The following is a 26,550-nucleotide window of genomic DNA, read 5'->3' on the forward strand; positions in this document are numbered from 1 at the left end:
GTTCAGTCCTCGCTGTAACGCGAGGCCATGGCAATACCAAACAGGAAGGGCCAGCGCTGGAATGAGTCGTACATAGCCTGGTCCTGTTGAATGTCTTGATACATGTTGTGATCAAAGCCCTCCAGCTGTGCGCTGAGTGCATAAATGTCATGTGCCATGTCGGCCGGTGGCATGAACAGGGCTGGTGGTGTGTTGGGGTCAAACTGTGCCATGGCTTTATTATCCCCCTTGGCTGGATGCCGCAATGTTTTGAACCGGGCCCAGCATTTTCCATGCGGCTCCCGGGGCCTTGATCCAATACGACCCCTGACTTTCCATCACAGTGATGTTGCCTTGTTGGGATACAAACCGGGTGTCGGGCAGGTCGCTGAGCAGCACCGGCCAGGTTGGCTTTTGCTGTTGCTCGGCTGGTTGTGCCAGCCAACGTGCCAACAATTCACTGAGTGCTGTGTAACTGACCGACTGCTTCACCGTTACAGGCCCGGTGCTTGTTGGCGTGTACCCGGGCGCAATCCAGTAGCCAAATACAGGCACTTTGGTAATGGCGGGTGTTGGCAATTCACGCAAGCCCACCAGTTGTCCAAATTCACCCGTCAATCCAGCGCCGTGTTCGGGTACCACCACCACCAACGCCTTGCGTTCGCTGCGTCGAATTTCCCCAAGTACGGATTGAATGTCATTCAACATCCGCTCCAGGCGCAAGGGGTAACTGTTCAGGCTGTTCAGGTTGCTGTTGGGCAAACGGTTGCCGTCGTGCAAAGTAATGCTGTTGTAGTAATAAGCCACTGCGGGCCCGCTTTGCTGAACGCGTTTGTTCCACCATGCACGCAGGTAATCACCATCGCGACCCACGCGTGAGCCATCAAAGGCTTGTACCCCCGCAGGCACTTCGTCATGGGCCACCAGTTCAGTGGCTTTGCCGCCCAGGTTTGTTTTAACAAGTTTCGAAAAGTCTTGAAAGCGACCATCGTGATTCAGCCCCATCTCCACTTCAAAGCCTACATTTCGAAGCTGCTCAAACAACATGCAACTGTTGTTGGGTGTGCTGTAAAGTGCATCGTGCGGTGTTTGCCCACATTTTCCGCGCAACAGGCGAATGGCTGCTGGCCCCGAGTAACTGGTTGCCGAGTTGAAGTTCTCGAACACAAAATCGGCTTGCCGAATGGCAGGGTGTTGGCTCTGTTTTGCATACTGCAGGTCGGCCCAGGACAGTGAACAGATTTGCAGCACAATTACATCGAAATCGGGACTTGCCACCGGTGAAAAGGGTGCCAATGCAATAGTGCGTTGCCGGTCAAAAAAACCAGCGAGTACTGCACCCGGGCCAGCACCCTCATAGGCATTGTCCCGAAGTTTGGTTTGACTTTCCTGGTCACGGGCTACTCGCAGTTTCTGAAAATCCAGCTGACCCAGAGCCAGCAGTTCGGCAGGTGACAAATTTTCACGGGTTTGAGCTTGAGGTTCAAGCACAGCCGCGGTTTTACTTGCTTGAGTTTGTTGTTGAATAAAAGGCAGCGTTTGAATCCCGAGGATGCACACAAGCCCAAACCCAACCCAACTGCTAATGCGTATGTACCGGTCGAGCACCCGAACCACCATGAAACCAAGTAGCGCGCTCCACAGCATCCAGGGTTGAATGGTGCGTTTGAGCAGTTCCCACAAATAGTCGAGCGAGAAGCCGAACAACGCCTTGATTTGATCAACCAGCGCCAAGGACACCACCAAACCCAGTTCGTGCAGCAGCAAGGCAATGGCTGGGCCAGTAAACACCAGATAGCGCAGCACCTTCATCAGCTGTTTGTTTTGATAGGCTGCGGGGTTGGTGGCAATCAGCAAGGCAAACAGGCCCAAATTCCAAAGGGGGCTGAGAGTCAGTTGCCCCGCAAAGTGCAGGCCGAACTTGATGAGAAAATAAAGGTTCCACAACAGCATGGCCCTAGTTCTCCCACTTCTCGGTTTGGTTCTTGTTGCCCATCAGGCGATTGCCCAAATCAACAGCACCGTCTTTTAACCAGGCAAACAGGCGTAGATAGCCGATCATGCCTTTTGCAAACACGTCTTTCAGGCCACCCAGTGCGCGGTCACGGGTTTGGTCTTCTTGCCAGTTCAGCCAGGCGTCGGCGCGGCCAAAGGTACACTGAATCAATTGTGTCTCTTGTTCCGGGGTTAGGTTGGTGAACAGGGCTTCAACCTGTCCGGTTTCGGTGAAGTGAATTTTCGCTGGGAACAGAAATTCTCGGTCGCCCCGGTGCAAGCCAACCTGCACCTGGCTGAATTCGCTGATGCCAGTGGTATCGGCCACAGCCAATGTCAGCCCCGCTGCTGAATATTCTTCGGTGTAGCAACTGACTGTGTAGCCGCCGGGCAGTTTCAAAAAGGCAGGCATCACCATGCGCACACGGTGGTGCACATGTTTTTGAACCGACTCGGTTGCAACACCCACGGCCGCACCCAGAATGGCCAGGTTGAAACCGCACCACAACAAGTTCATCAACACGGTGCCTGTTTCATGGGTATTGAACACAAACAGTCGAAGCAAGCCCACGGAGAAACCAAGCACATTGATCAAGAGCAAGATCAGGTAGGGCTTCGCAATGTTGGCATCGAAATAGCTTTTCTCGATCAAGCCGCCTTTCGAGGTGACGTTGAACTTGCCCAGTTTCGGATTAATAAAGGCCAGCGTAGTCGGCAGAATGATGTACCAGGACAACACGGTTTCATACACTTCAGACCAGAACGATCGACGGTATTTGCCCTGAATCACCGAGTTGGTGTAGCTGGAAATCATCAACTGTGGCAAGGCATAACTGAGAATGGTTACTGCCGCAGCATTGATCAGGTGTTGTTCAAAAAACAGGTATGCCATGGGCATGACCAGGAAGATCATGCGGGGGATACCATAGAAAAAATGCAGCATGGCGTTGGAATAACAAACGCGCTGAAAAAGGTTTAACCCCTTTTTGAACATCGGGTTGTCCGTGCGGAAAATTTGCGCCATGCCGCGTGCCCAGCGAATGCGCTGACCAATGTGGCCCGCCAGGGTTTCAGTGGCCAGGCCCGCTGCCTGAATATTGTTCAAGTACACACTGTTGTAGCCCAGGCTGTGCAGTTTAAGGGCGGTGTGCGCGTCTTCAGTCACGGTTTCTACCGCAATGCCACCCACTTCCAGCAATGCTTTGCGTTCAATCACCGCGCAGCTGCCGCAGAAAAATGAGGCGTTCCAGTAGTCATTGCCGTCCTGAATCAGGCCGTAGAACAAAGAGCCCTCGTTGGGCATTTGCCGAAATGAGTTGAAGTTGCGTTCGAACGGGTCGGCCGAGAAAAAGTGGTGGGGCGTTTGCACCAACACGCATTTGGGGTCGCGGCTGAACCAACCCATGCTGGTTTGTAAAAACGAGCGTGTGGGTATGTGGTCGCAATCAAAAATGGCGATGTACTGGCCATGCGTGTGTTTCAAGGCATAGTTGATGTTGCCCGCTTTGGCATGAGAGTTGTCCGGGCGTGAAATGTATTCAACACCAGCTTGTTTTGCAAACTCTTCAAAGGCGGGGCGGTGCCCGTCGTCCAGAATGTAAACCGTGATTTTTTCAAGTGGCCAGTCCAAGCCCTTGGCGGCATAAACCGTGGGGCGAACTACCGACAAAGGTTCGTTGTAACTGGGAATGAACACGTCCACGGTGGGCCAATCATTCAGGTTCAACTCCAGCGGCATGGGTTTGCGTTTCAAAGGCCATGCAGTCTGGATAAAACCGAAAATCAGGATAATCCAGGTGTAGGCTTCGGCTGCAACCAGGGTGTAACCCAGAAAAATTTCAGTGCCGGTTTCAAGATCAAGCGAACTGGTGAAGCGCCAAAACACATAACGTGCCAGCAGCAACATGGTCAGTGCCATCAGGCACAAGTTGGCAAAACGTTCAGGCAAGCGCTTGAACAACATGGCAAACAGATAACACACCACAATAAAAACCCACTGCCCGGCCAATGGCAGGGAGGCTTGCGCTGTGAACAGAAACAAGGTCAAGGCAGAAAGGCCCAACGCCCAGCGTAACCATTTGAAGCGCACCACAAAGTGGCTGGCGTTTTCAATACGCTGTTCAAGCCGGGCGGCGCGCACGGCATAGTCGGTGAACTTGCTAAACAGGGCACGCACTGCCCGGTAGGGGCGCTGAATCATTAGTTTGAACAGATACGCTATGGGGCTTAGCAAGTCGTGCAAAGCCACGACAACAATTTGAAACACGAAGCCTGGCAGACTTCGGCCTTGTCGGCCGTTCGATGCTTCAAGCGCACTGTTCAAACTGTTGGGACGTAACCAAAGTGCCTGAAAAAGGCGCAACAAACGAACCCGGGTTTTCAGGTTCGGAAATTCGCGCAGGTCCAGCAGGCGCTCCAGTCGGTTGATCCAGCTTGATGAGGTACTCATCCGATCTCCGCGTCGATCCAGTTGCACAGCTTTTGCTGGTCTTCCACCAGCTGTGAGCGTGGCGCGTAGTCGGCCAGCGCCAGGCCGGCGGCCAGGCTTTCTGCCAAGGCCTGGTCTTCATGCAAATAAAATGGCAACAGGCGGTGGCTTAGTTTCATCTTGCACAAGGTCCACAAATCCAGGTGCAGTACTTTGGCCGAGTCGAAGCGATTCATGAGGAAGTACGATGCGCCCCGGCTTTCCAGCAAATGTGGCAACAGTGTATCGATGCCCAATACGGAGGCAGAGTCTGGAATCAGGGTAATCAGGTTAAGATCAGACAGGGCCATCACTTTCTGGCACCAGGGGGCGGGCCAGCGCGGCAAGTCGATGATCACCACAGCATCGTCAGCAAATTCGTCTTGTTGAAACAGATCTGTCAGGCGTTGGGGCTGCTCCATCAACACGCGGTCTATAGCCAATTGCTGTGCCACGGACACTTCACCGAAAGGCAACAACTTGAAACTGGCATTGGTGGTGTTTAACGCCTGCCTAATCGGTTCGCCCTGCAAGATGACATGCGCAAGGCCGCGAGCGCTGCGACTGGAGTAGCCCAATTGAAATTCAATGTTGTTGGCCGGGTCAGCCTGCACCAGCGTGACATTGCGGCCCAACATGTTGAGCTGGGTGGCTGCGGCAATTGCAAGGCTGGTTCGTCCTGCCCCCCCAGTGGGAGACACCAAAGCAATAATGATCATGCGTCCTCTTTGTCATCGGGGCTGGCAATCCACTTGCCATGCCGCACCAACTGATCACAGTCGTCGGGCAGCTGGTTGTTGCTCCAGTTTGCCCAGTCACTTAGCCAGATTCGGGTTGTCGGGTTTTTCATCATTTTTCCCACCAACAAAATGGTGAGCAAGACACCCAGCAACAAACCACTCACGATCAGCGCAAACACTATCATTTTGCATCCTCGCTCAGCAGTGCATTCAGGCGTTGTGTCCATGGGCGATTTTGGTTCAGGGCTTCCGGGGCTTCATCCCACAGCTCCGCCAATTTCACTGGCTTGTTTTCGTCGACGCCCATCAGGTCTTGTACCGACAAAGGTTCCAGTTCTTCGTGCAAATCGGCAAGCAACTCACTTTGGGTTTCTTCACCCAAAAACTGAATATCGCCACTGAACAGCACGGGCAGGTTTTCCCGGAAACACGATTCAAGCCAGCCGCGGTAGCTGGCCTCATCGGGCTCACTGGTCCAAACTTTCAGCAGGTAAATTGCTTCCCTGGTGGCCGTGAACACACAGGTGGCCTGCGACCAATTGGCTAGGCGCAATGCGGTTTGTGCGGTCATGTGACGCATCAGGGAAAGGCGTGTCAGCGTGCAGTGCATTGACCATCGTTTGGCCAGTTGCATCATCATCAAACCCTGCGCTGCGAATGTGGGGTTGGCCACTACAGTCAACAGGCCAGGCATGAACACTTCGTGCAAGTCTCGGGCAAACGTGTTCTGGTGATTGTCCGTGGCGGTCAGGTTCATTTCTGGTTTGTTCACCTGCCCGGTGCTCAGGCCTAGCCAGGTTTCAATGCTTTCGTCTTGTAGCCACACAGTGTCCGCACCCATACGCAGCAGCACTGACGCATCTTGTGCTGTCATTTCGCCGTGTGCCTGTATGTGAATTCCGTGTTGTTGGTCCGTGCCAAAACGAAGGTTGTGGCAGGTTTGCGCCAGTTGTTTCAGGCTACCCAATACCCCACTGTCCAGCACATGGTGCATGGGCAGTTTTGACAGCGCCGTTGTGTCGTTCCACAAGTTGGTTTGCAAGCCCCACTGGCTTGGCCACCAAGGGCGAAACTCGAATTCGCCAAGATCGCTGACATCGGCCAGTCCGTCGGCAAATGTGCTCCATTCGGGCAGGTCACCTTGCACAGTGGTGACTACATGGGCCTGTGCATGGTGAGCCCATTGGTGCAGCAGGCGCATTTGCGCCAGCGGGTTTTGCCGGTTCAAGGGTTCGTCGCTGTCGTCAAACCAAAGTTCCGCATGTTCAATCACGACCAAGGCCGGCTTGAGTACACACAGTGTGTTCAGGGAACGGCAAAGTTGGCGAATGCCGTTTTTCGCATGTCCTTTGGCCCACAAGTTTCGAACTGAGACCACATCCAGACCTTTTGGGGCGCCAGCGCGTTTGAGCAAATAAGGTTCAAGCAGGTTGCGCACCTCGTTTTTAGGGCTTGCTGTGAGCCACAGGCACGACTTGAATGGTGTTTCTTCTTGCGAGTCCAGCCAGTGTTGCACCAGGCCCTGCGAAAAATGATTCGCATGGGGCGCGCGCACAACGTAGGCTCCGGGCTTGGGCAAGTCAATCATTCAAAACCTCGAGTAAGGTGCAACACCTTCTGGTGGCACGCTTAATTCGAAAAAATCACCAAACGAATACTTCAAATAAAGTTGCAAACGGTCAGGGTTGTAACCTTCAGATCGGTCGATCTCAAAATAACCGCCCACCACAAAGTTTTTTAACACCTGGCGTTCAAGTGCAAGGCGCAAACCGGTGCTGGTGCCGCCACCCGGGCCACCAATTTGCAAGGTGGGGTTGCCTTGTGCTGCAGCGGCAGCGGCAAGTTCCGGGTTCAGCGGATAAAGCGCAGTGTCGTCTTCTCGTGATTCACTGGCACCCACGCGGGCCTGGGCCTGCCAGGACCAGCCATTCACATTGCCAGTCCAGGTAATGGGAAATGTGAGCGAACCAAATGCCTGGGGGCTGTAGTAACCGCCTTGTCCAAACGTGTAAAAGCGCAGGTTCTTTTCGAACGACCACAAAAATAACGACGCACCAATTTCTACCTCATGCCCCGGGCGCTGAAACACGGTTTTACCCACAATGCCTTGCAGGTTGTACTCGGTGTTGTCGGGTATGTTTTTGCCGGTAATCAGGTTGGCCCGAGCAATGCCAACAAAGTCAAGAGTGGGGTTGAATGCCTGGTAATACACCGCGCTGACACCGTTGCGCCGTGCGCCCCCCCAGCGCTCACCAGTTAAGGGATCGATGGCCCCCGTGGTCGACAGCACGCTGCCGTTGACCATGCGCCGCGCCACTTCAAGCCGCAATGAACCTTCACCCAGGCTAGTGCGCCATTGCACACCACCCACCCAGTCATTGACCGGGTAGTCGCCCACCGTGGTGCCCAAATCAACCCGGTATTGTTCGGTTTGTACACCCACACCCACCACATGGCCTTTGTAGTTTTGATCCAGTCGGTCGCTGGCGATGGCTGGGTCGGTGGGCAGTGTGGTGCCCAGCTTTGCAAAGTTACTGGCGGTGGCGGGGTTCACGCGGCCCGAATTCGCATTCAGTGTGTCTGCGCGCAAAAACAGAGTGCGTTCAAAATCGAGTGGCAAATCCAGTTGCAAGGGGATTTCGTCACTGTCGATGCGGGACACACCTTCATCGCCGTCAATAATTGCGTTTTCATACGACATCCGCAAGCGCACCTGTCGTTTGCGCTGAAGATTTTGTTCCAGTGCCTGCACCTCCGGTTCGGCTCGCCACTTGGGTGTTGTGCCAATTGAATTGGCCAGCGCATTGAACTCGCCATTCCTCTCTTGCGCACGCAAGCCATCGAGGTACTGGCCATATTGCACCCGCTTTGCCAGTGCAGTCATGCCCTCAGTCCAGTTTTCACGGGGTACGGCATCAATTAATTCAATGGCGTCATTGCCACGGTCCTGGCGAGCGGCCAGCAGCGCAGCTGCAAATCGCATTTCCTGCCCTTTCTCCTGCGCCAGGCCTTCATCCATGACTCGCCGGGCAGCCTGTTTGCTGCCTGCATCGCCTTGGTCATCCAGAAGGGTGGCCAGGTCGTAGCGAAACCAGGGGTAGCTCGGGTTCAGGTCTACTGCGTTTTGTAGCAGCCGGGCTGCCTCAGTTTTGTTGCCCTGATCAATCTGCTTTTGTGCATTGTCAGCCAGTTGTTGTCCCTGTTCGAAGTCAGAAAGTACCGGGGCTGTGGGTACTTCAGGCTCTGCAGGCGGGGGGGGCGCAACTTCGGGTGTTGTTGGCTGGGCTAGAGCTGCCGGTGCGGGTTTTGTACGGTTGGTATTGGCTGGGCGGCGGGGGGGTTGCGCGGCACCGGGTGTTGGCGTTTGTGCAAGTGTGCTGGCACCAGCACCGCCCAGTTCAGCAAGCAGGGTTCTGTAACGGCGGTCGTCCGGGTATTGCCTGGCCAGCTCGGCCACTTGCTCGCGGGCGTAGCTGCGGCCTTCCGGGGTGCGGTTCATCAAGCGATATATTTGTACTGCAGCTTCACCCAAGGGTGGCTGTGGAAGCAATTGCCGAAGACGCTGTGGCAGGTTGGCAGGAACTTGTTCGCTGTCTGCGATATAACGCAACTCTGCAAATTGCTGCCGCTTGTCGGATGCCAAGGCAATGGCTTGTTGTAACTCAATGGAAAACGGATTGTTTCCGTGTACCAGTTGCAGTTTGCCCAGCCACACATTGGCTGCCTGCACATCGCCACGCGCAAGATCAATCAAGCCTTGCCAGCGCAAGGCCGACGCGTTGGTGGGTTCTATCAACAATATTTTGTTGAAAGACTGCACCGCCAAATCGAAGCGAAAACGTTCGTACCAGTACACCCCTTTTTCACTCAGCGCACGAATATTGGTTTGCTGCGTATTCACATTGGCATGCACTGGCGTTGGCAATATCATGGGCATTGCCACAAAGCTGGCTTGTATTGCCCATGCAAGCGTGCGGGCCCGCAGGCCATAAGTTGATTTGCACTTAGCCACAGCTTTTAACCTCTTTGCCTCGGGGTAATAATTCGCCCAAGGAATTGAATCGATAAAACTTGTCCATGTACCCTTGAGCAAACAGGCTCAAGGCGCCGTTGTAGTAACCGTATTTCAGCCACGCTTCCTTGTTCGAAGTTTTCAGGCTTTGGGTGTGAAATTTTTTAGCAAGCTCGGGCATTCCGACGGCTTGAAGAAAAGGTGCCATGCTGGCCTGAAAACCGGAAGGCCCACGCTCTGTGGAAAATTTTCCAGTCATTGGTTCAAACCACTCAGGCATGTTCTGGCGTTTTAACAGCAAGGCCGCCAAGGGCGACAGTTGTTTCAGCAAGGGCGCTGTGGTGGGGTCGTTTTCGCTGCTCATGGCGATCCACAGATAGGTGCGTATGGCGTCATAATCGCCACGTTGCTCATCGTCGGGCAAGCTCATTTCGCCGTTGTTGTACAGCACCCAGTCGGGATACTGGCCTGTGCGGCCGGTGTCCAGCAGCAGTTTCTGGCTGGCCAGGTAAACTTGGGCCCAGCGCGAGTCGTCTGCCCAGGCATTGGCAAAGCGGGCCATCATGAAAGGCGGCAGATAGCTGGGGTTAAGTTTCACCGCACCATTGTCCAGCACAAAGCCGGTGTGGCCTGGCAATATGCTTAAGCCCAAGCCGCTGACTTCCATACTTTCTTTGTTCAGAATCAAATCACCCAATGTGCGCGCTTTGTCGGCGTAGGTTTGGTTACACCACACGCGGCTGGCTTCAAGCAGGGCGTAGGCAATCCACAGGTCGGCATCTGATGCACTGTTGGCATCAATCACGCCCCAGCTTTCCCCTTTCTTGCCCCAAATCCATGCGGGCAATTGTTTGCCCATGTCGCCGGCACTCAGGTTGTTCTCAGTCCAATTCAATATGGCGTCAAACGCCTTTTGGTCTTGTGCCACCAAGGCAAAGAACAGAGCGTAGGATTGCCCCTCTGACACGGTGCGCAGGTCTTCCTGACTTCGGTCAATCACGCGCCCGTCCTCGCTGACAAACGCGCTTTTGAAACCGTCCCATGCAGGCCAGGCCTGCGCGGGCGTGGCGTTGCATGCTGCGGTAGCAGCAAGCAGTACTGCGCCCTGCCCCAGGCGTTGCAACAAATTGCGCCACAAGGCCATGGTCAATTGCCTTTTGTGCGGCGCGATGCCCGGCCAGACAACCAGCCAAATGCAAGAATCGCCAAGATCACCCCAGCCAGGGCACCACCCACTGCAATCAATGCGGGGTATTCTGAAAACGCAATACGCAAACGCAACCACCAAGGCAGAGCGCCGCTGATGTATGTTTCTCCCAGGCTGTAGCTTTGAATGTCATCGCCACGAATCAGGCTCACGCTGCCTTTGATTTTGGCAACGTCGCCATAATCCGACAGGGCAGCCACTGCGCGCTCAAAACTGTCTTGGTCGGTGCCCGTTACCACCAGCCCGGCTTTTTTGGGTGCAAGGTGTGACTCAAATCCCACAATCGCACCCAGCGAGCCTGCGGTTTGAATCAAGGCACGCGCGCTGTCGCTGGGTTGTAATTCCGTATCGCTTTGCCACAAACCCTTCAGCCACTGAATGGCTGGTGGCAGGCCCATGCTGCGTTCGGTGGCGTTCAATACCATGGGCAAATTCATGTTGGCATTATTCAGCCAATCCAGGCGATCACTGGTGCCCATGGCCAACCAGTTCTTGGTTCCAATGCCTTCGGGCTTGTCAGAAACAATCAGGGTGGTGCGAGTGGCAGGCAGACCTGTCCACTGTCCAAACAGGCCCATCACATTCAGGTAGGAACGAATTTCAAGCGGTGTGGGATTGGCGGGCAGCACAATCGCTGTGTCCGACAGGTCTGCCATAATGCTGAAGGGATAACCACCGTTGGCAAAGGCGGTCAAGTTCGGCATGCGGGTGTAGTGGGGCAGGTTGGAGAAATCCAGGGTTGATTCCGGATCGATGGATCCTCTGGCTACTTGCGATACCCGCGTGCAAGAACCACCACCTTCGGCCATAAAGCCAAATGCAAAGGCCAGTTCGTTGTTGCCACCCACGCGGAAAGCTGGAATTTGTAGCGCCTCTTCACTGGTCAGTTCAGCCTGGCCCAACAAATCAATATTGATTTTGTTTTGCACTTGTTCCGAGCGTGGGGCAAGACGGAAGGATTGAATCAGCGAGTTATTGATTTCAATGTTCAGCAGCGAATCGTTCCAGCGGGAAGGCGCTGTGTAGCGGTATTTCAAATCCATGGGGATATTGCGGCCTGCCCAGCTGAACAAGTCGGGTGGAAGGCGCAAATTGAGGCTGGCGCGTGGCTTGTCAGAACTCACTTCCAGTTGACCAGGAAAATCAATCAGCTCGGCAAAGCGCACAGGCCGGTTGGTGGGCACATAGCGCGGCGCGTCGTAAGGCTTGCGCGGGGCGCCCAAGTCCACTTTCTTGATCAGGGCCTTCTGGCCGCTCAGCACTTGGCCTTCAATCACCAGGCCATACACGGCTTGCAGCAGCTCCTCGTCGCTGCGGCCCATCACGTACAGGTGTTTTATCCAAGGGTTTTCTTTGGCACTCACAATCATCAGTGAGGGGCCTTCAATGTCGGCCTCGCTCATGCCTTCAGGCATTTTTTTGCCTTTGGTCAGAATAATGGTGTGGCGCGTTGGTGACGCAGCTTCAAGCAATTCAAACTCAGCCTGGCGGTAAAAGGCTTGCGCACCCATCCAGGAGGCCAAAATACCCGCGGCTTTCATGCTGGCTTCGGTTTGTTCCACGGGCAGCACAAGAGGCAACCGGAGCTTGCGGTTGTCTCGAGGATCGAAAAAAGGCGCTGGCAGCAGCGCCAGGTCGTTCACCAGATTCAGCGGTGTTGAGCCAATGGTCAATGTGCTTTCCGGGCGAATGTCAAACCGCAGGGTGGGGTTGCCCGGGTCCACGCACTCACTGTCGTAGGTGCCGTCGTATTCCACGCGAATGGTTGCAAAATCGGAAAACAGCAACGGGTCCAATTCAATTTCAACAGTGTGCGGTACACCGGCGCGCGCTACACTCAGCTGGGACAAACCTGAAAGCTGGTTGTTGACATACACACGCACAAAGGATTGATCGTGGCGCATACCTTGTGGGTAAAGCACCCTCAGGCTAAGGCTTGCGCGGGTTACCAATTCGTCCAGGCGAATGCCTGAATTCAAGTCCACAAAGCGGTTGATACCACTCAACCGAACCCCGTTGGGCTGTCCCATTTGGGCAAATGTCAATGTGCGGGTTCGCTCAACGGCAGGCGCAGTTTCCTGGCCGGTTGATACCGTAGCTGGTTCTCCTCTTTCTTGTGAGTACCCTGTCAGGCAAAATAGAAGAAACGCTGAGAATAGTATGTGTCGCATAAGTGGGTTCGCCGGTCGACTGGAATATAAGAACAGGTTTTTAATAAATGCCTGCTTAAATCACTGTATTCAAAAATATTTGATCAATATTTATCAATATTTTAAAAAGTATGCAGCATAGTTCGACACGTTATCCTATTGTTTTTGTATATGCTCAATTTCTAGGGCTTGTTTTATATAATTATTGCGTGAAGTGTCTAAAAGAGCACACTTTAAGAAAAGAGAATTAACAGTTTAGGGCGAACAACATGGTTTCGACAGAAGAGGTGGGGGATATTTTCGTACTGCGCGTAGACGCGGTTCGATTGGACAGTGCCGTGGGAACCATCATCCGAAATGCGGTGGTGTCCAAACTGGACCTGACACAAAAATTCGCTTTGGACATTGGGGCTGTCAAGCTGGTGGACTCTGGTGGTTTGGGGTCTCTGGTTGCTCTGCTGAAAAACATCACCAATCATCAAGGCAAGCTGGCCTTGGTGGGCATGAACAAATCTGTGCGAATGATGTTTGAGCTTTCGCGCATGGACCGACAATTTTCCCTGCTGGAAGACATGCCCAAGGCAGTTGCCTTTCTACAGCAGGCCTGATTCACAGTGACGGAACACGAGCCCAACAAACAGCTACCCCGAATCCTGGTTGTTGATGATTCGGTGGTTGAGCGAAACTTGTTCGTTCACATGGTGGCCAAGTGGGGTTATCCAGTTGAGTTTGCAGCCAGCGGCCAGGAAGCCATCGAACTCGTTGAGCGGCATCGCTTCCAGTTGGTGCTGGCCGATTGGCAAATGCCCGGCATGCAGGGCACTGAGCTTTGCGTTGCCTTGCGCCAGCTAGACCTTGGGCAGTACACCTACATTATTTTGATGTCAGCCCAAAATGATGAGGAGTTTCTCATCAAGGCGCTGGATGCGGGCGCGGACGACGTACTCACCAAACCCGTCGATGGCAATGAACTGGAAGCGCGGTTGCAGTCTGCAGTCCGCCGTATTGAACTTCAAGCCCGGCTGGCCCGAAAAACCAATGAACTCGCGCATGCCCACGATGTGATTGCGCATGACCTCCGTGCCGTATCCGGCCTTCAGCGCAGTTTTCTGCCCGAGGCGCAAAGTCCGTTTCAGGGCCTGAACTACCAGTGGTTGTCGGTGCCTTCCAAGTATGTGTCCGGTGATCATTTGCAGGTGTTCGAGCTGCAACGCGACGTGTATGGTTTTTACCTGCTTGATGTGTCCGGTCATGGCATACCTGCTGCCGTCAAGTCCATGCAGCTGGTTCAAATGTTTGCAGACCGCTCTGCCACCAGCATTGTGTTTGAAGGACGTTTGGGATCGGACGGCCAGCGTTTGGTCTCGCGCCCTCGCGATGTTGTGGCGCGCCTGAACCGGCTGTTTCAGCAAACTGAATCAGACCTTTCTTATTTCACCATGATTTACGGCGTGTTCAACACTGCCAATCGACAGGTGTCCCTGTGCCAGGCTGGCCACCCTTCGCCTTTGTTGTTGTCAGCTGGAAAACCAGCCAATGTGCTGGGCAGCGGTGGGTACCCAGTGGGTTTGTTCGATTTCGATGACTTTGAGGACATTGAGCTGACACTGGGCAATGAAGACGCCCTCATTTTGTATTCCGACGGTGTCACTGAAGTTTTGTCGGCCAGCTCCGAAGCGTTTGGAGAAAAACGCCTGCTCGATTTTGTCAATCAGCAAAGCAGTCAGGGGCGTTGGTCTGATTTGCCCGAGCGCATTCAAATGCGGGTTCAGCATTGGGGCGGCTCGGTCATTGAGCAAAAGGGTTTTGAGGACGACGTGTCTATTCTGATGCTTGCCCCGCGCCCTGGTGTATTGGACCAGCGTGATGTGGTGGATGCGGACCGGCAGGTGCCCGAACTGGTCTTTCGCTTGCAGGAAATTCAGGCCAATCTACCCAGCTCTTTGCCTGCGAACGCGGGCAAATCGATTGTTATTGTTGATGATTCCCGCAGCTTTTTAAGAATTTTCGAGGCCATGTTGCACAGTTGGGGTTACACCGTGCATTCCGCCAAGAATGGCCATGAAGCGCTGGCCCTGATTGAAAAACATCAACCCGATTTTGTGCTCACCGATTGGGACATGCCGGGCATGAGCGGTATTGAGTTGTGTGAGCAAGTGCGTGCGCAAAAACAAAATGCTTACACGTACATCATCATGATCACCGGTTACGCAAGCCGGGACGACCTTTTAAACAGCTTGCGCGTCGGTGCCGATGACTTCATGACCAAGCCGGTCAACCCCAGTGAGTTGAAAGTACGCCTGAAAACCGCCGAGCGAATCGCAGATTTGCACACGGGCTTAGAGCGCAGACACACCGAGCTTAGCCAGCTGTATGAAGCCTTGCAACGTGACATGCGTGAAGTGTCACGAATTCAACGGGCCCTGTTGCCCAAAAGCAAGCAGTACCCCTGGCCATTTGCAATTCAAACCATTTACCAGCCACAGGGTTATGTGTGTGGCAAACAAATGGGTTTGCTTGAAACCCAGGCCAATGAGCATGGTTTTTTCATGCTGAACATGGCTGGCCAGGACACGGCAACAGCGTTGCAAACCATGGCGTTGGCAAGGTGGTTTTCAATGGCCCGTGCCACGCGCGTGTTGTTTCCCGTGGAGGAAACCAGTTCAAAAATTCGGCGTTACCTGGCCAGCCCCGAGCAGGTGCTGGCCCAACTTTCAAGCATTTCGCCGTCCCTGAAAGACGAGCCTCCACAATTTGACTTGCTCTATGGCTTGATCAATCTTGACCAAGGTACCTTGTTGGTTGCCGGTATTGGCGATTGGGCTATGGTCATGGCGCAACCTGGCTTGGCACCCGCATTTTTGGGCACGCACGGCGAGCCGGGGCAGGCCCTTGGTGTTGGGCAGGTCATTTATCAAGGCGTGATCGCCCCGGGCAGCCGACTTTATTTTTACCCGCGGGAATGCGCAAACACTTTGGGCGTACCCGATATCCAGGTTTGGCAACAGTCCGTGTTGCTCGACGACACACAAGGGGATGTGCTGAGCCGGGAGTTTTCCCGCCTGCTGGATTCGGGTCGCAATGAAGTAGATATCGTGGGTGACCTGTCATTGCTTGGGATTCAGTGGCGTGAAAGTTTTGAAGTGCAGCGCCTTGCCTTGCCTTCTGCGCGGGTATCTGAATTGGCCGATGAATTTGTGCAAACTGGCTTGACCCTGCAAGACGAGTTTTCATCGCACGAGCATGCCTTCAAATTGGGCGAGTTCCTGAATTACACTGCATTCACTGCTGTTGCAGATACCGTGAACATCGGTGTATTGAGCCGTGCAGTGCGGGCATTTGTAGAAGAGTTGGCCTACACCGAGGAGGTTTGTTACAACACCGATCTCGTGGTGTCTGAGGCATTGACCAACGTCATGTTGCACGGCTTCAAAGACAAACGCCCCGAGCCTGCGCAGCTTACTGTGCTGGCCTTTCAGCACGGAGTTGGGGTGTTGATTGAAGACTGGGGCAGCAGTATTCCAGCCCATGTGCTCAGCAAAATGCACCATGAGCATTCTTTTCAAGACGATTTGAGTTTGGGCGACTTGCCTGAAGGAGGCATGGGTCTGGCATTCATGCGCATGGTGTCGCGGCGTTTCGTGTACCAGGCCAAGCAGAATCAGCGCGGCAATCGCTTGTTGTTGCTGCTGTAAACCCGCCGGTTCAGTTTTTGTTGTCGCCCGTGGCCGGTGCCTCTGGTGGTACCCAGCCAGTGGGTTGAAATGCAGGATTGTTCGGCATTTCCTCTGCCATTTTGTCGATCAAGCCCACAATTCGTTCATCCACAAATTTGCTGGCCGATTTTTGCAGGGCCCGTGACACTTCCGATTCAATCGCCGTCATGGCCAAGGGGCGAATTTTCCAGATCAATTGCGCCAGCCTGGGCAATTCTTCCTTGGGTGGCAGGTTGTCGCCGTATTGGTCCAGTTCTTTCACAAACAGCGAAACGGCTTGGTCGCAAAAGCTTTCAAGATGGCCACGCAGCGACGCAATCAAATCCAGCAAGTCGAGTAAGGGCAAACCGGCACTGGCCATTTCCGCACCAGCATGCAAAATTTTCGGGCTGGGTGCACGGTAACGTAAACCATCGGGTTCCAGCAGGCCAAGCTCAATTGTTTTGGCCAGGGCACCACGGCTTAAGCTGGTGCCAAACAAGGTGGCCAAATGCACCGGGTTGTAATTCTTTGGTATTTCATCTGTCCACGGGCTGGTAATTGCATGCGTTAAACCCAACAGCTGGCGAAGGTCGTAACCCTTGTCAATGGCGTCCAGCATTTCCTGAATATTGCTCAGGGTGTAACCGCGCCCCAACATTTGCCCAATCAGCTTGAGTCGCGACAAATGGTCTTCACTGTAAAAACCCACGCGCCCACGTTTTTCGGGCGGGGCCAACAGGCCCCTGTCTTGATAGGCACGTACATTGCGCACTGTGGTGTTGGCGGTGCGCGCAAGTTCATCAATGGTGAACTCGCGACCCTGCCCACTGGTGGAAGTGTCTTTGTTTGCCGACGATTTTTTGAAGCGGAATGAAACCATTTAAGAATTGTAACCAAATGTGAGAGTATCTAGCCAACCAAGCTTGACGCAGTACGCGATTATGAACAAAACCCTACTTGTTGCGCTGGGCCTTTTCGGCTTGGGCAGTTGGGCCAACGCCCAAGACATTCAAAACAAAACCCTGGACGAAGAGGCACTTCGTGCCTGCCTGTTTCTTGAAGACGACCAACTTCGCCTGCGCTGCTTTGATGATGCCACAGGCAGAAGCCTGGTGGTCAAAGATGGTTCCGCTCCTGAAGCAGCCGCGGCCATTGACGGGGGGTTGTTGTTGTACAAACGCAGCGAAGACACCACCCTGAGCTGGCTGGATCGCCGCTGGGAGCTGGCCCCTTCAGCCAAACGAGGCACTTTTTCCATACGCCCGTACCAGCCTGTTTACCTGTTGCCGGTGTATCACAACAAATCACCGAACATTCGCCCCACCAGCCCGAACCCCGCCAACACAGTGCAGCCGGGTGATGCGCCCGAGAATCTCGATCGCAATGAATTGAAATTTCAGCTCAGCCTGAAAACCAAGGTGATGGAGAACATGTTTGGTGACAATGGTGATTTGTGGTTTGGCTACACGCAGTCCAGCCGTTGGCAGGTTATGAACCAGGACATTTCCCGCCCTTTTCGGGAAACAAATTATGAACCAGAGCTGATTTTCACCTGGCGCTCCAGCTGGAGCGAGTTCAGGGAGGCCACTGGTTGGGAACCTCGCCTACTGGGCTTGAGCCTGAATCACCAGTCCAACGGGCGGGCCTTGCCACTGTCGAGATCCTGGAATCGCTTGATCGGCATGGTCGGGTTTGAGCGTGAAAACACCATGGTTCAATTCAGGCCCTGGTTGCGCATTGCCGAAGATGCCGCCGAAGATGACAACCCCGACATCAGCGATTTCATGGGCCGTGGCGACATGTTGCTGGTCCACAAACACAATGGCCATGAATATTCCCTGCTGACCCGCCATAACTTTCGCGGTGGCGATGAATCTCGGGGCGCTGTTCAATTTGACTGGGCATTCCCGCTCACCAGCAACTTGCGTGGTCATTTGCAATATTTCACCGGTTATGGCGAAAGCCTGATTGATTACAATTACAAATCCGATTATCTGGGTATTGGTTTGTCTTTGGTGGGGTGGTATTGAACGTGTGGTTGAAGTGTGCTTTTGTCGCCTGCCTTTTGTTCACCGGGGTGGCGCAGGCCAATGAGCCCGTTGTTTTTGTCCTGGCCGCCACTGAGAAGGTGGTGGTCACCAATCCGAAGGGTCAACAACAATACAGTGCCCTTCCCACCCAACGCCTGTTGCATGGTCATACCATTGCAGTGCCCAAAGGGCAGCGATTCTCTGTGTTGATCTTGAACACCGGCAATCGAAGGGTCTACAACGGACCCGCCCGGCTCAAGGTAATTGCTGACACTGTTCGCGTGTTGAGCGGGCCAGCTGTGAAAGTCTTTCCTCTGGAGCAAGCCCATCTGGATTTGGTTGATCAATGGATTAATCTGTATACCCGCCCGCGCGGTGTGTTGCCAGTTAAAGGCGACAAAGCTGATAAAACCGAATCGGCCGAAAGTGACGCACTTCGCGTTTTGCAACCCATCGACGGATCGCTGCTGTTGACCCGTAATCCGGAATTTATATTTCAGGGCGATTTGCCGAGAGAAGGCAACTTGATGTTGTTTGATTCAAGAGGCAAGCGATTTTGGGTTGAACCCCTGGAGAGCGAGTATGTCAGTTTGCCGCCTGCCGCAAAATTTGAGTGGGGCCAAAGTTTTACCTGGGAAGTACGGCGCCTGACCGGTGGCCGCGTGGTCAGTGGCAGTTTTCACATTGCCAGTGAAGAAACCGCGCGCAGTTTGCTGGAGGCACGGGTGCCGGACACTGCAGGCACTTTGCCCGAGGCAAAGCTGTTTTATGGCATGCGCCTTCAACTGGCCAAGGCCTACAAGGAAGCCGATGAGGTGTGGGCGTCTTTGGGCATGGTATTGACCGCGCAGGGGCAACCCAGCCGAATTCGTCCTTAGTCGCTGCCGGGTAAATCCCTAGCCGTCCAGTTCTTCCCAGCGGGCATACGCTTTCAGCAGTTCATTTTCCAGGTCAACCATGCGGGCTTGCGCGGCAGTCACTGTGCTGGCTTCTTGCTGGTAAAAATTAGGGTCACCAATTTTTGCCACCAGTGCTTCCTGTTCTGTTTCCAGTTTCTCGATCAGCGCGGGCAGCATTTCGAGTTCACGTTGCTCTTTGTAACCCAGTTTTTTAGTCTTCTTGACAGGTGTTGGTGCAGTAGCTGCAACTGTCGGTTGTGCAACGGCGGGTGGGGCAGGTGGTGCAGCGTTGGGCGTGTTGGTCTTGCCCACATTGGCCCAGGGGTCGGTGGTGCGTTGGCGCAACCAGTCGTCATAACCGCCCACGTAGTCGCCCACCACACCATCGCCTTCAAAAACCAGGCAACGGGTCACAATCTGGTTCAAAAATTCCCGGTCGTGGCTCACCAAAATCAGCGTGCCCTGGTAGGCCATCAGTTTTTCTTCCAGCAACTCCAGGGTTTCAATGTCCAGGTCGTTGGTGGGTTCGTCCAGCACCATCACGTTCGAGGGTGTTGAAAACAACTGTGCCAGAATCAGCCTTGCGCGTTCTCCACCCGACAAACTGCGCACGGGTTGGCGGGCGCGGTCGGGTGTGAACAGAAAGTCTTGCAAATAGCCGATCACATGCTTGGCCTGCCCATCGATGGTAATGAATTCCTTGCCTGCACCAATAATTTCAACTGCGGTGTCTTCTTCATTGAACTGGCTGCGCAACTGGTCGAAGTAGGCAATCTCCAGTTTGGTGCCCAACTTGATGTGGCCTGAATCGGGTGGCAACTGCCCCAGCAACACTTTCAGTGCAGTGGTTTTGCCAATGCCGTTGGGGCCGAGGAAGCCGATTTTTTCACCGCGCAAAATGGTGTTGGTGAAGTTGCGCAAAATTGGCAAGTCGCCCAACTGTTTATTGATGTCGGTCAGCTCAGCGACTACTTTGCCGCTGCGTTCAGCCTCCTGCACCTGTACTTTCGCACTGCCCACCACATTGCGTCGATCTGAAAACTGTTTGCGCATTTCCATCAATGCGCGCACGCGGCCTTCGTTGCGGGTGCGTCGCGCTTCAATGCCACGGCGAATCCACACTTCCTCTTCAGCCAGTTTTTTATCGAACAGCGCGTTGGCCTTTTCCTGGGCATGCAGAAATTCCGCCTTGCCTTTCAAAAATCCCTCATATCCGCCCGACCAGCTTTTCAGCATGCCGCGATCAAGGTCGCACACCCGTGTGGCCAGCTTTCGCATGAATGAACGATCGTGACTCACGAAAATCACAGCACCTTTGAACTGGCGAATCTGCTCTTCCAGCAATTCAATGCTGGGAATGTCCAGGTGGTTGGTGGGTTCATCCAGCAACAGCACGTCGGGGTTACTCACCATGGCTTTGGCCAGCATCACCTTGCGCTTCATGCCGCCCGACAACTTGGCAAAGGGCAAGTCCGCAGGCAACTTCATGCGGGAAAGCATTTGATCCACTTCGCTTTCCAGATGCCAGCCGTGGTGCTCGCCCAACTCATGTTGTGCTTCTTCAAGCACTTTGGCCTGAGCGGGTGTCAAAGAGTCATGATCCAGCGGACCCAGTGTGCGGCTGATGCTGATGTGTTCGCCCAAGGTACCGAAGCCTTGTGCCACAACATCAAAAATGGTGTCGTCGTGTTCCTGGGGCACGGCTTGTTCAAGGCAGGTCATGCGCAGGCCGTCCTGTTTAATCACCAGGCCATCTTCAGGCGTGGTTTCGCCCGTCAGAATGCGAAACAGTGTACTTTTGCCCGTGCCGTTGCGGCCCACCAAGGCCACGCGCTCACGTTCCTCAATTGAAAAATCAACCTGATCCAGCAGCACAGTGGTACCTATCCGGTACGTGGCGGCTTTTAAGCCCAACAACATGGTTATTCCTTTCGTATTTGTCTGGTGGTGGCCAGTGCCAATGCACAGCACAGGGCAGCATCGGGGGTGAACTGCCAGGCGTTGATTGCTTCAACGCAGGCATTGGGTTTCATTAACTGAAATGCACCCACTTCGCCATCGCGGTTTTTGGGGCGGCGCCCCGGCTTTAACTGGCCATGAAACAGAATGACTGTTTCGTAATGCCAGCCACCATACAGCAAGGGGCGGCTTAACACCAGTTCATGGCAGTTTAAAGGTTCAATCCAAGCAAAATCGTCTGAATTCAGCCCGGCTTCCTCCTCCAGTTCCCGCCACAGTGTGTTGTCAATACTCTCAGCGCTTGCAATACCGCCTGCTGCCAGGTTATCCAGCATGCCCGGGTTTTCGTGCTTGGTCGCGGCGCGCACACCTGTCCACACGCAACCTTTGTGGTTCTCAACATGCACATGCACTGCTCGGCTGCGAAATCCCAGCGTTTTGAACAAAGCCCGCTCGGCCGTGGCCAACACCTGTCCTTGCCTGGTTAGCAACAATTGTTCTTCATTGCGCCAGCCCGGCACCAGGCCCATGGCTTTCAGCATGTTCCCAGCAGTGGCCAGTTTGGCGCTCAGTGCTTGTGGCCCTTCTGTATGTTTGCACTCTATGCCCTGGCCAGTGCTCACGCAGACCAGGCCCGCTGCATTGAAAACTTTCTCAAAGGTTTGCTGGTGTTGGGTGTCCCAATGGCCCAGGTGCTCGCCATTGAGCAACCATGGAATAAATTGTCGGGCCAGCGCACTGGTGTTGTCTCGCCAGCGGTTGACGAAGGGTTGAAACTGAACTGGCAATGTGTTTAGCAACCAGGCTTTGCTCGCATCAATCATGGCAAGGCCTTCAGGTTTGAATCAGCTTTTTGGTGTTTTGAATACTCATCAAAATACCGGCACCCATACCCAGTGTCACCATGGCGGTGCCACCGTAACTCATCAAAGGCAGAGGTACGCCCACCACAGGCAAAATACCGCTGACCATGCCAATGTTGACAAAGGCGTAGGTGAAAAAAATCAAGGCCATGGCACCTGCCATCAGGCGTGAAAACAGGGTGGGCGCGTTGCCGGCGATCACCAGGCCCCGAATAATCAGGCAGGTGTAGAGCGTTAATAGCACCAGGCAACCCAGCAGGCCGAATTCTTCTGCGAGCACCGCAAAAATAAAGTCGGTGGTGCGTTCGGGAATAAATTCCAGGTGGGTTTGGGTACCCTGTAAAAACCCTTTGCCGGTAAATCCGCCCGAGCCCACGGCCACTGTCGATTGAATAATGTGAAAACCTTTGCCAAGCGGGTCTTGCGTGGGGTCTAACAATGTGAGCACTCGCTGGCGCTGGTAATCGTGCATCAGCGTCCAGAACAGGGGCAGACTGGCCAAAAACAAGCCGGTGAGCCAAGCGATCACTTTCCAGGACAGCCCTGCAAAGAAAATCACAAAGAAGCCCGAGCCCAATACCAGCAGTGCTGTACCCAGGTCGGGTTGTTTCAGAATCAAAATACCGGGAATGGCCAAGATAACCGAAGCCACTGCGAATTCACGCCAGCCAGACACATTCTCCCGTTGTTGGAAAAACCAGGCCAACATCAGTGGCATGGCAATTTTCATAATCTCCGACGGTTGAATCCGGATAAAACCCAGGTTAAGCCAACGTTGCGCACCTTTTGAAATGTCGCCAAACAGCTCAACAGCAATCAGCAAAACCACGCCCACCACATACAGCGGCACTGCGATTCGCATCAAAAATTGGGGTTTCAGGTTGGCGGTTACCCACATCACCAAAAATGCAATCAGCAAGTTGCGTGAGTGGTCGATAAATCGCCCCTCGAAATCAAATGCTGCGCTGTACTGGGTGATCAAGGCAAACACAACCAATGACAGCAAAATCGTGCTGAGTACCGGGTCAAAAACGGTCAGGAATGGCTTGATTCGCGGCCAAATGGGTTCACGTTGAATGGCGCGGTTTCGGTTCACGGCAGAGACTCTCCGCTGATTGTTCGATCGGCAGCCTGTTCAGCAGCCTGAGGTAGCGGCAATACAATCGAGGGGTCGTTCTCCGCTTCAATTTGCCAGTAAGTGTCGAGCACTTTTTTAATGGCGGGTGCGGCAGACTGGCTGCCAAACCCCCCGTTCTCAACAATTGCAGCCAAGGCAATTCGAGGTTGTTCCATGGGTGAAAACGCTATAAACCAGCCGTGGTCTCGAAGGCGTTCGGCCGAGGCAGCACGGTCTTTGTAGGTTTCGCCCTGCTTTAGTCCAAACACCTGTGCAGTTCCTGTTTTACCCGCCACTTCATAGCTTACGTCCCTGAAAACGCCGCGGGCCGTGCCTTCAAGCACCGCGCCTCGCATGCCCAGTTTGACTGAATCAACATGCCGTTGTTGCAAGTTTAGCTGTTTAAAAGCTTCCAGTGGTTTTTCAGTCACCTGGCCGCTGACCGGGTTCTGGAAGGCCCGAACCAGCCGGGGTGTTGCGTTCATGCCGCCGCTGGCCAGCACCGCTGTGGCGTGGGCCAATTGCAGCGGGGTGTAGTTGTTGTAGCCTTGCCCAATCGCCACTGAAATGGTCTCGCCCGAATACCAACGCTGCGCTTCGGCCTTCTTGAAAGCGCCTGCTTTCCATTCCCGAGAGGGCAGCACACCCGTGCGTTCGCCGTCCAGGTCGATGCCTGTGCGCGATCCAAAGCCAAAACGGCCCATGAACTCCGAAATAATGTCGATGCCCATCTCGCTGCCCAGCATGTAGTAGTAGGTGTTGCACGACTCGGCAATCGACTTGTACATGTCCACCATGCCGTGTCCGCCAATTTTGTCGTCCATGAACCGGCGTGAACCAAAATCAAAATAGCCAGGGTCACGCAGCGTGCTCGATGCGGTGCGAAAGCCTCGCTCCAGCGCGGCCAGTGCCATAAAGGGTTTGAAGGTAGAGCCTGGCGGATAGGTGCCCGCCAAAGGGCGGTTCAGCAATGGCCGGTCAATACTTTCGTTCAGCAATTTCCAGTTTTCGGAATCAATGCCTTCCACGAACAGGTTGGGGTCAAAACTGGGTGCGCTCACCATGGCGAGAATGTCACCGTTGCGCGGGTCAATTGCCACCAGGGCGCCACGTTTGCCCTCCAGGGCTTTCTCGGCCGCTTCTTGCAGGCGAATATCGATGGACAACATCAGGTTTTCACCCGGCACCGCAGGTGAGCGTGACAGCACGCGCACGGCCCGCCCGCCCGCCGAGGTTTCTACCTCTTCAAAGCCCGTTCGCCCATGCAGCTCGGTTTCATAGCGCTTCTCAAGGCCGTCTTTGCCAATGTAGGCAGTACCCCGGTAGTTGTTGGTTTGGTCCAGTTCTTCGATCCGTTCCTGATCCCTTGCAGAAATACGACCGATGTAGCCCAGCAAGTGCGCTGCATGGGGACCGTATGGGTACTGACGGAAAAGGCGAGCGCGAATTTCCACGCCTGGAAAGCGGAAGCTTTGTACCGCAAAACGGGCCACTTCTTCATCGGTGAGGCGTGTGCGAATCGGGATGGACTCAAACCGTTTGGATTCAGCGCGCAGTTTTTTGAACCGTCTGCGGTCCAGTGCTGAAATTTCGACAATCTTGCCCAGCTCGTCGATCATCTCGTTCAGATTGTCGATTTTCGAAGGCGTGATTTCCAGCGTGTAGGCCGAGTAATTGTTGGCCAGTACCACCCCGTTGCGGTCCAGAATCAGACCCCGGTTCGGCACCAGCGGCACAATCGTGATTCGGTTGTCTTCCGCTTTGGATTGGTACTTGTCATAGCTGATCACTTGCAACCATAGCAAGCGTGCCACCAACACCAGAAACAACAGCACCACAAAGAGCCCGGCCAGAAACAACCGAAACCGGAACTGTTTGATGGCTTGTTCTGGGTGGTTAAACTCGGTCATATCGGGCGGTCGTTGTCACGGTTTTCTGGCAGTTTTTGTGGGGCCAGCAGCAAGAACTGTGTCAGCGGCCACAAGGCGGCTGTCAGTACGCTCTCCGCGAATATCCAGGCGCCCGGGAAGGTGCCGCCGAACATCACCCGAATAATGACTGTGATGGCTTGGGCCGCCAGCAGCAAGGGAAAAATGTGGGCCGCTTGCATCATCGGGGAAAACCACATCACCCTGCGGTGAATGGTGATCGCGAAGTAAGACAGCAGGGTGTAGGCCAGTGCGTGTTCCCCGAACACGCTGGCCGAATGTACGTCGACTGCCGCGCCGAAGCACCAGGCCACGCCAATTCCGATTCGTCGCGGTTGCCGAATGTTCCAGAACACCAATACCAAAGCCAATAAATCGGGCGTAACCCAATTTCGGTCGACTGGAATGAATTTGAACAGCAAGGCAGCCATCAACGAAAATGCAATGAACCAAGGGTTTACCGGGCGCAAAATTTCGGAGTTGCCGAATGGATTAATTCCCATTGCCAGCCTCCGTTGTGTTTGTCGAGGTGGGGGCGGTGGCTGGTACTGGGTTGTTGGTGGGCGGGCTGGCCGATTCTGTGTTCGGTGCATTATTCCCCGGCATGGGTGCACTGGCGGCTGGCTGCGCATCGTTTGCAATTTTTTCGCGGAAGGTGTCGAGCACCAGCACAAACCGGTGTCGCTCTACGCCAGCAATGGGTTCACAGAAAATACTGGCAAAGGCATAGCGCGAATTTCGTTCGACCCGAATGACTCTCGCCACAGGAATTCCTCTGGGGTATACGCCGTCAAGCCCCGATGTCACCAGCAGGTCATTGTTTTCAATGTCAGCGTTGGCCGCCATGAAGCGAAGTTCAATCAGCCCGCCGTCCAGCCCGCCATAGGCAACGCTGCGAATGCCATTCCTCAGGTTTTCAACGGGAATAATCTGTTCTTTGTCGGTGATCAGGCTAACCTCGGCCCGACTCGGGAAGGCGCGGGTGACCTGGCCCAGCAAGCCCAATTCGTCGATCACCGGCATGCCTTCTTTGACACCCTGAATCAAACCCTTGCCGATGATTATTTTGCGCGAGAACGGGTCGCGTGCATCGCTGACAATTTCGCTGAGAATGGAGCGCTTTACTTTCAGTGTGTTGCCCACGTTCATCAATTTGCGCAGCTTTTCATTTTCCTGGCGCAGGGTTTCAAGTTCGTGCAGGCGTTGTTTGTCTTGAAGTTGCTCGAGAATCAAGGTTTTATTCTCGGATTGGAGTGTGTCCAGCGATGTGGCGTAGTCCACACCAGCCTGACTCCATTCGATGGGCAGGCTGGCAATTTTTTGCAAGGGGTAAAGCACCGTGCCCACTGCTTTGCGCACCACTTCCATGGCGGCAAAGCGTGAATCGAGAAACAACAAACCCACCGAAAGCGCGACAAAAAAGGCCAGCCGCACGCGTGCGGATGGACCTTGTTTGAACAACGGTGGTGGTGTGTACTCCATAGGCTTTTAGCCGGTTCAATGCTG

Annotated in this window: 20 protein-coding genes; 4 read left to right on the forward strand and 16 right to left on the reverse strand. The window is 54.2% G+C overall.

From position 1 onward, the window contains the following. Positions 1-2: 2 nt before the first annotated feature. From bcsR to bcsB, 9 genes are read right to left on the reverse strand one after another with little or no spacing between them, the layout of a single operon-like run. Entirely contained in the window at positions 3-212 is a 210-nt protein-coding gene (gene bcsR, locus B4C79_RS06545; protein WP_171097328.1) for a BcsR/BcsP family cellulose biosynthesis protein, read from the reverse strand. 7 nt (positions 213-219) lie between these two features. Further along, on the reverse strand, positions 220-1,932 hold the full coding sequence (bcsG, locus tag B4C79_RS06550) for a cellulose biosynthesis protein BcsG (protein WP_171097330.1): 1,713 nt from the start codon (positions 1,930-1,932) through the stop codon (positions 220-222). Between the two features lie 4 nt (positions 1,933-1,936). Further along, a complete protein-coding gene (gene bcsA / locus B4C79_RS06555) occupies positions 1,937-4,423 on the reverse strand; it encodes a UDP-forming cellulose synthase catalytic subunit (protein WP_291751731.1) in 2,487 nt (828 codons plus the stop codon). Next, the gene (gene bcsQ / locus B4C79_RS06560; RefSeq protein ID WP_291739351.1) at positions 4,420-5,160 is read right to left on the reverse strand and encodes a cellulose biosynthesis protein BcsQ; all 741 of its coding nucleotides are present in this window, start codon (positions 5,158-5,160) and stop codon (positions 4,420-4,422) included. Before bcsQ ends, bcsA begins: the two co-directional genes overlap by 4 nt. Further along, entirely contained in the window at positions 5,157-5,366 is a 210-nt protein-coding gene (locus B4C79_RS06565; protein WP_105028015.1) for a hypothetical protein, read from the reverse strand. Before B4C79_RS06565 ends, bcsQ begins: the two co-directional genes overlap by 4 nt. Continuing rightward, positions 5,363-6,769, reverse strand: coding sequence for a hypothetical protein (locus B4C79_RS06570; protein ID WP_291739352.1), 1,407 nt, complete (start codon positions 6,767-6,769; stop codon positions 5,363-5,365). The genes B4C79_RS06565 and B4C79_RS06570 overlap by 4 nt, the downstream gene beginning before the upstream one ends. Beyond that, positions 6,770-9,193 (reverse strand): cellulose synthase subunit BcsC-related outer membrane protein, encoded by a 2,424-nt coding sequence (locus B4C79_RS06575; protein WP_291751733.1) that lies wholly within the window; start codon positions 9,191-9,193, stop codon positions 6,770-6,772. Further along, positions 9,186-10,337 carry a cellulose synthase complex periplasmic endoglucanase BcsZ gene (gene bcsZ / locus B4C79_RS06580; RefSeq protein WP_291739354.1) on the reverse strand — a complete coding sequence of 384 codons (1,152 nt, stop codon included), beginning with the start codon at positions 10,335-10,337 and terminating at the stop codon, positions 9,186-9,188. The genes B4C79_RS06575 and bcsZ overlap by 8 nt, the downstream gene beginning before the upstream one ends. Before the next feature lie 2 nt (positions 10,338-10,339). Then, the gene (gene bcsB, locus B4C79_RS06585; protein WP_291739355.1) at positions 10,340-12,571 is read right to left on the reverse strand and encodes a cellulose biosynthesis cyclic di-GMP-binding regulatory protein BcsB; all 2,232 of its coding nucleotides are present in this window, start codon (positions 12,569-12,571) and stop codon (positions 10,340-10,342) included. A gap of 248 nt (positions 12,572-12,819) precedes the next feature. Here bcsB and B4C79_RS06590 point away from each other — a divergent pair, with 248 nt between their 5' ends. Both B4C79_RS06590 and B4C79_RS06595 read left to right on the forward strand, forming a co-directional pair. Beyond that, positions 12,820-13,158: an STAS domain-containing protein gene (locus B4C79_RS06590; protein ID WP_171097341.1), complete on the forward strand. Its 339-nt coding sequence runs from the start codon at positions 12,820-12,822 to the stop codon at positions 13,156-13,158. A gap of 6 nt (positions 13,159-13,164) precedes the next feature. Next, on the forward strand, positions 13,165-16,245 hold the full coding sequence (locus B4C79_RS06595; protein WP_291751735.1) for a response regulator: 3,081 nt from the start codon (positions 13,165-13,167) through the stop codon (positions 16,243-16,245). A 10-nt stretch (positions 16,246-16,255) separates the two neighbouring features. Here B4C79_RS06595 and B4C79_RS06600 read toward each other — a convergent pair whose 3' ends face one another. Then, on the reverse strand, positions 16,256-17,128 hold the full coding sequence (locus B4C79_RS06600; protein WP_171097344.1) for a MerR family transcriptional regulator: 873 nt from the start codon (positions 17,126-17,128) through the stop codon (positions 16,256-16,258). A gap of 61 nt (positions 17,129-17,189) precedes the next feature. On the opposite strand from B4C79_RS06600, the gene B4C79_RS06605 reads away from it, so the two are divergent. After that, on the forward strand, positions 17,190-18,278 hold the full coding sequence (locus tag B4C79_RS06605) for a phospholipase A (protein WP_171097346.1): 1,089 nt from the start codon (positions 17,190-17,192) through the stop codon (positions 18,276-18,278). Between the two features lie 2 nt (positions 18,279-18,280). Then, on the forward strand, positions 18,281-19,156 hold the full coding sequence (locus tag B4C79_RS06610; protein WP_291741759.1) for a hypothetical protein: 876 nt from the start codon (positions 18,281-18,283) through the stop codon (positions 19,154-19,156). A gap of 18 nt (positions 19,157-19,174) precedes the next feature. On the opposite strand, the gene B4C79_RS06615 is transcribed toward B4C79_RS06610, so the two are convergent. Genes B4C79_RS06615 through mreC form a run of 6 tightly spaced genes read right to left on the reverse strand, consistent with a single transcriptional unit; the run spans position 19,175 to position 26,526 of the window. Next, on the reverse strand, positions 19,175-21,097 hold the full coding sequence (locus tag B4C79_RS06615; protein ID WP_291741762.1) for an ATP-binding cassette domain-containing protein: 1,923 nt from the start codon (positions 21,095-21,097) through the stop codon (positions 19,175-19,177). Positions 21,098-21,099: 2 nt separating this feature from the next. Continuing rightward, positions 21,100-21,960, reverse strand: a complete 861-nt coding sequence (locus B4C79_RS06620) for an NUDIX hydrolase (protein ID WP_291741765.1) — start codon at positions 21,958-21,960, stop codon at positions 21,100-21,102. A 10-nt stretch (positions 21,961-21,970) separates the two neighbouring features. Continuing rightward, positions 21,971-23,095, reverse strand: coding sequence for a rod shape-determining protein RodA (gene rodA, locus B4C79_RS06625; protein WP_105028028.1), 1,125 nt, complete (start codon positions 23,093-23,095; stop codon positions 21,971-21,973). Next, positions 23,092-25,026, reverse strand: coding sequence for a penicillin-binding protein 2 (gene mrdA / locus B4C79_RS06630; RefSeq protein WP_171097357.1), 1,935 nt, complete (start codon positions 25,024-25,026; stop codon positions 23,092-23,094). The genes rodA and mrdA overlap by 4 nt, the downstream gene beginning before the upstream one ends. After that, entirely contained in the window at positions 25,023-25,547 is a 525-nt protein-coding gene (gene mreD, locus B4C79_RS06635; RefSeq protein ID WP_105028030.1) for a rod shape-determining protein MreD, read from the reverse strand. Before mreD ends, mrdA begins: the two co-directional genes overlap by 4 nt. After that, positions 25,537-26,526, reverse strand: coding sequence for a rod shape-determining protein MreC (mreC, locus tag B4C79_RS06640; protein WP_171097359.1), 990 nt, complete (start codon positions 26,524-26,526; stop codon positions 25,537-25,539). Before mreC ends, mreD begins: the two co-directional genes overlap by 11 nt. Positions 26,527-26,550: the final 24 nt, after the last annotated feature.

Origin of the sequence: Limnobacter sp. UBA7229 (assembly GCF_002473065.1) — a bacterium.
Taxonomy (GTDB): domain Bacteria; phylum Pseudomonadota; class Gammaproteobacteria; order Burkholderiales; family Burkholderiaceae_B; genus Limnobacter; species Limnobacter profundi.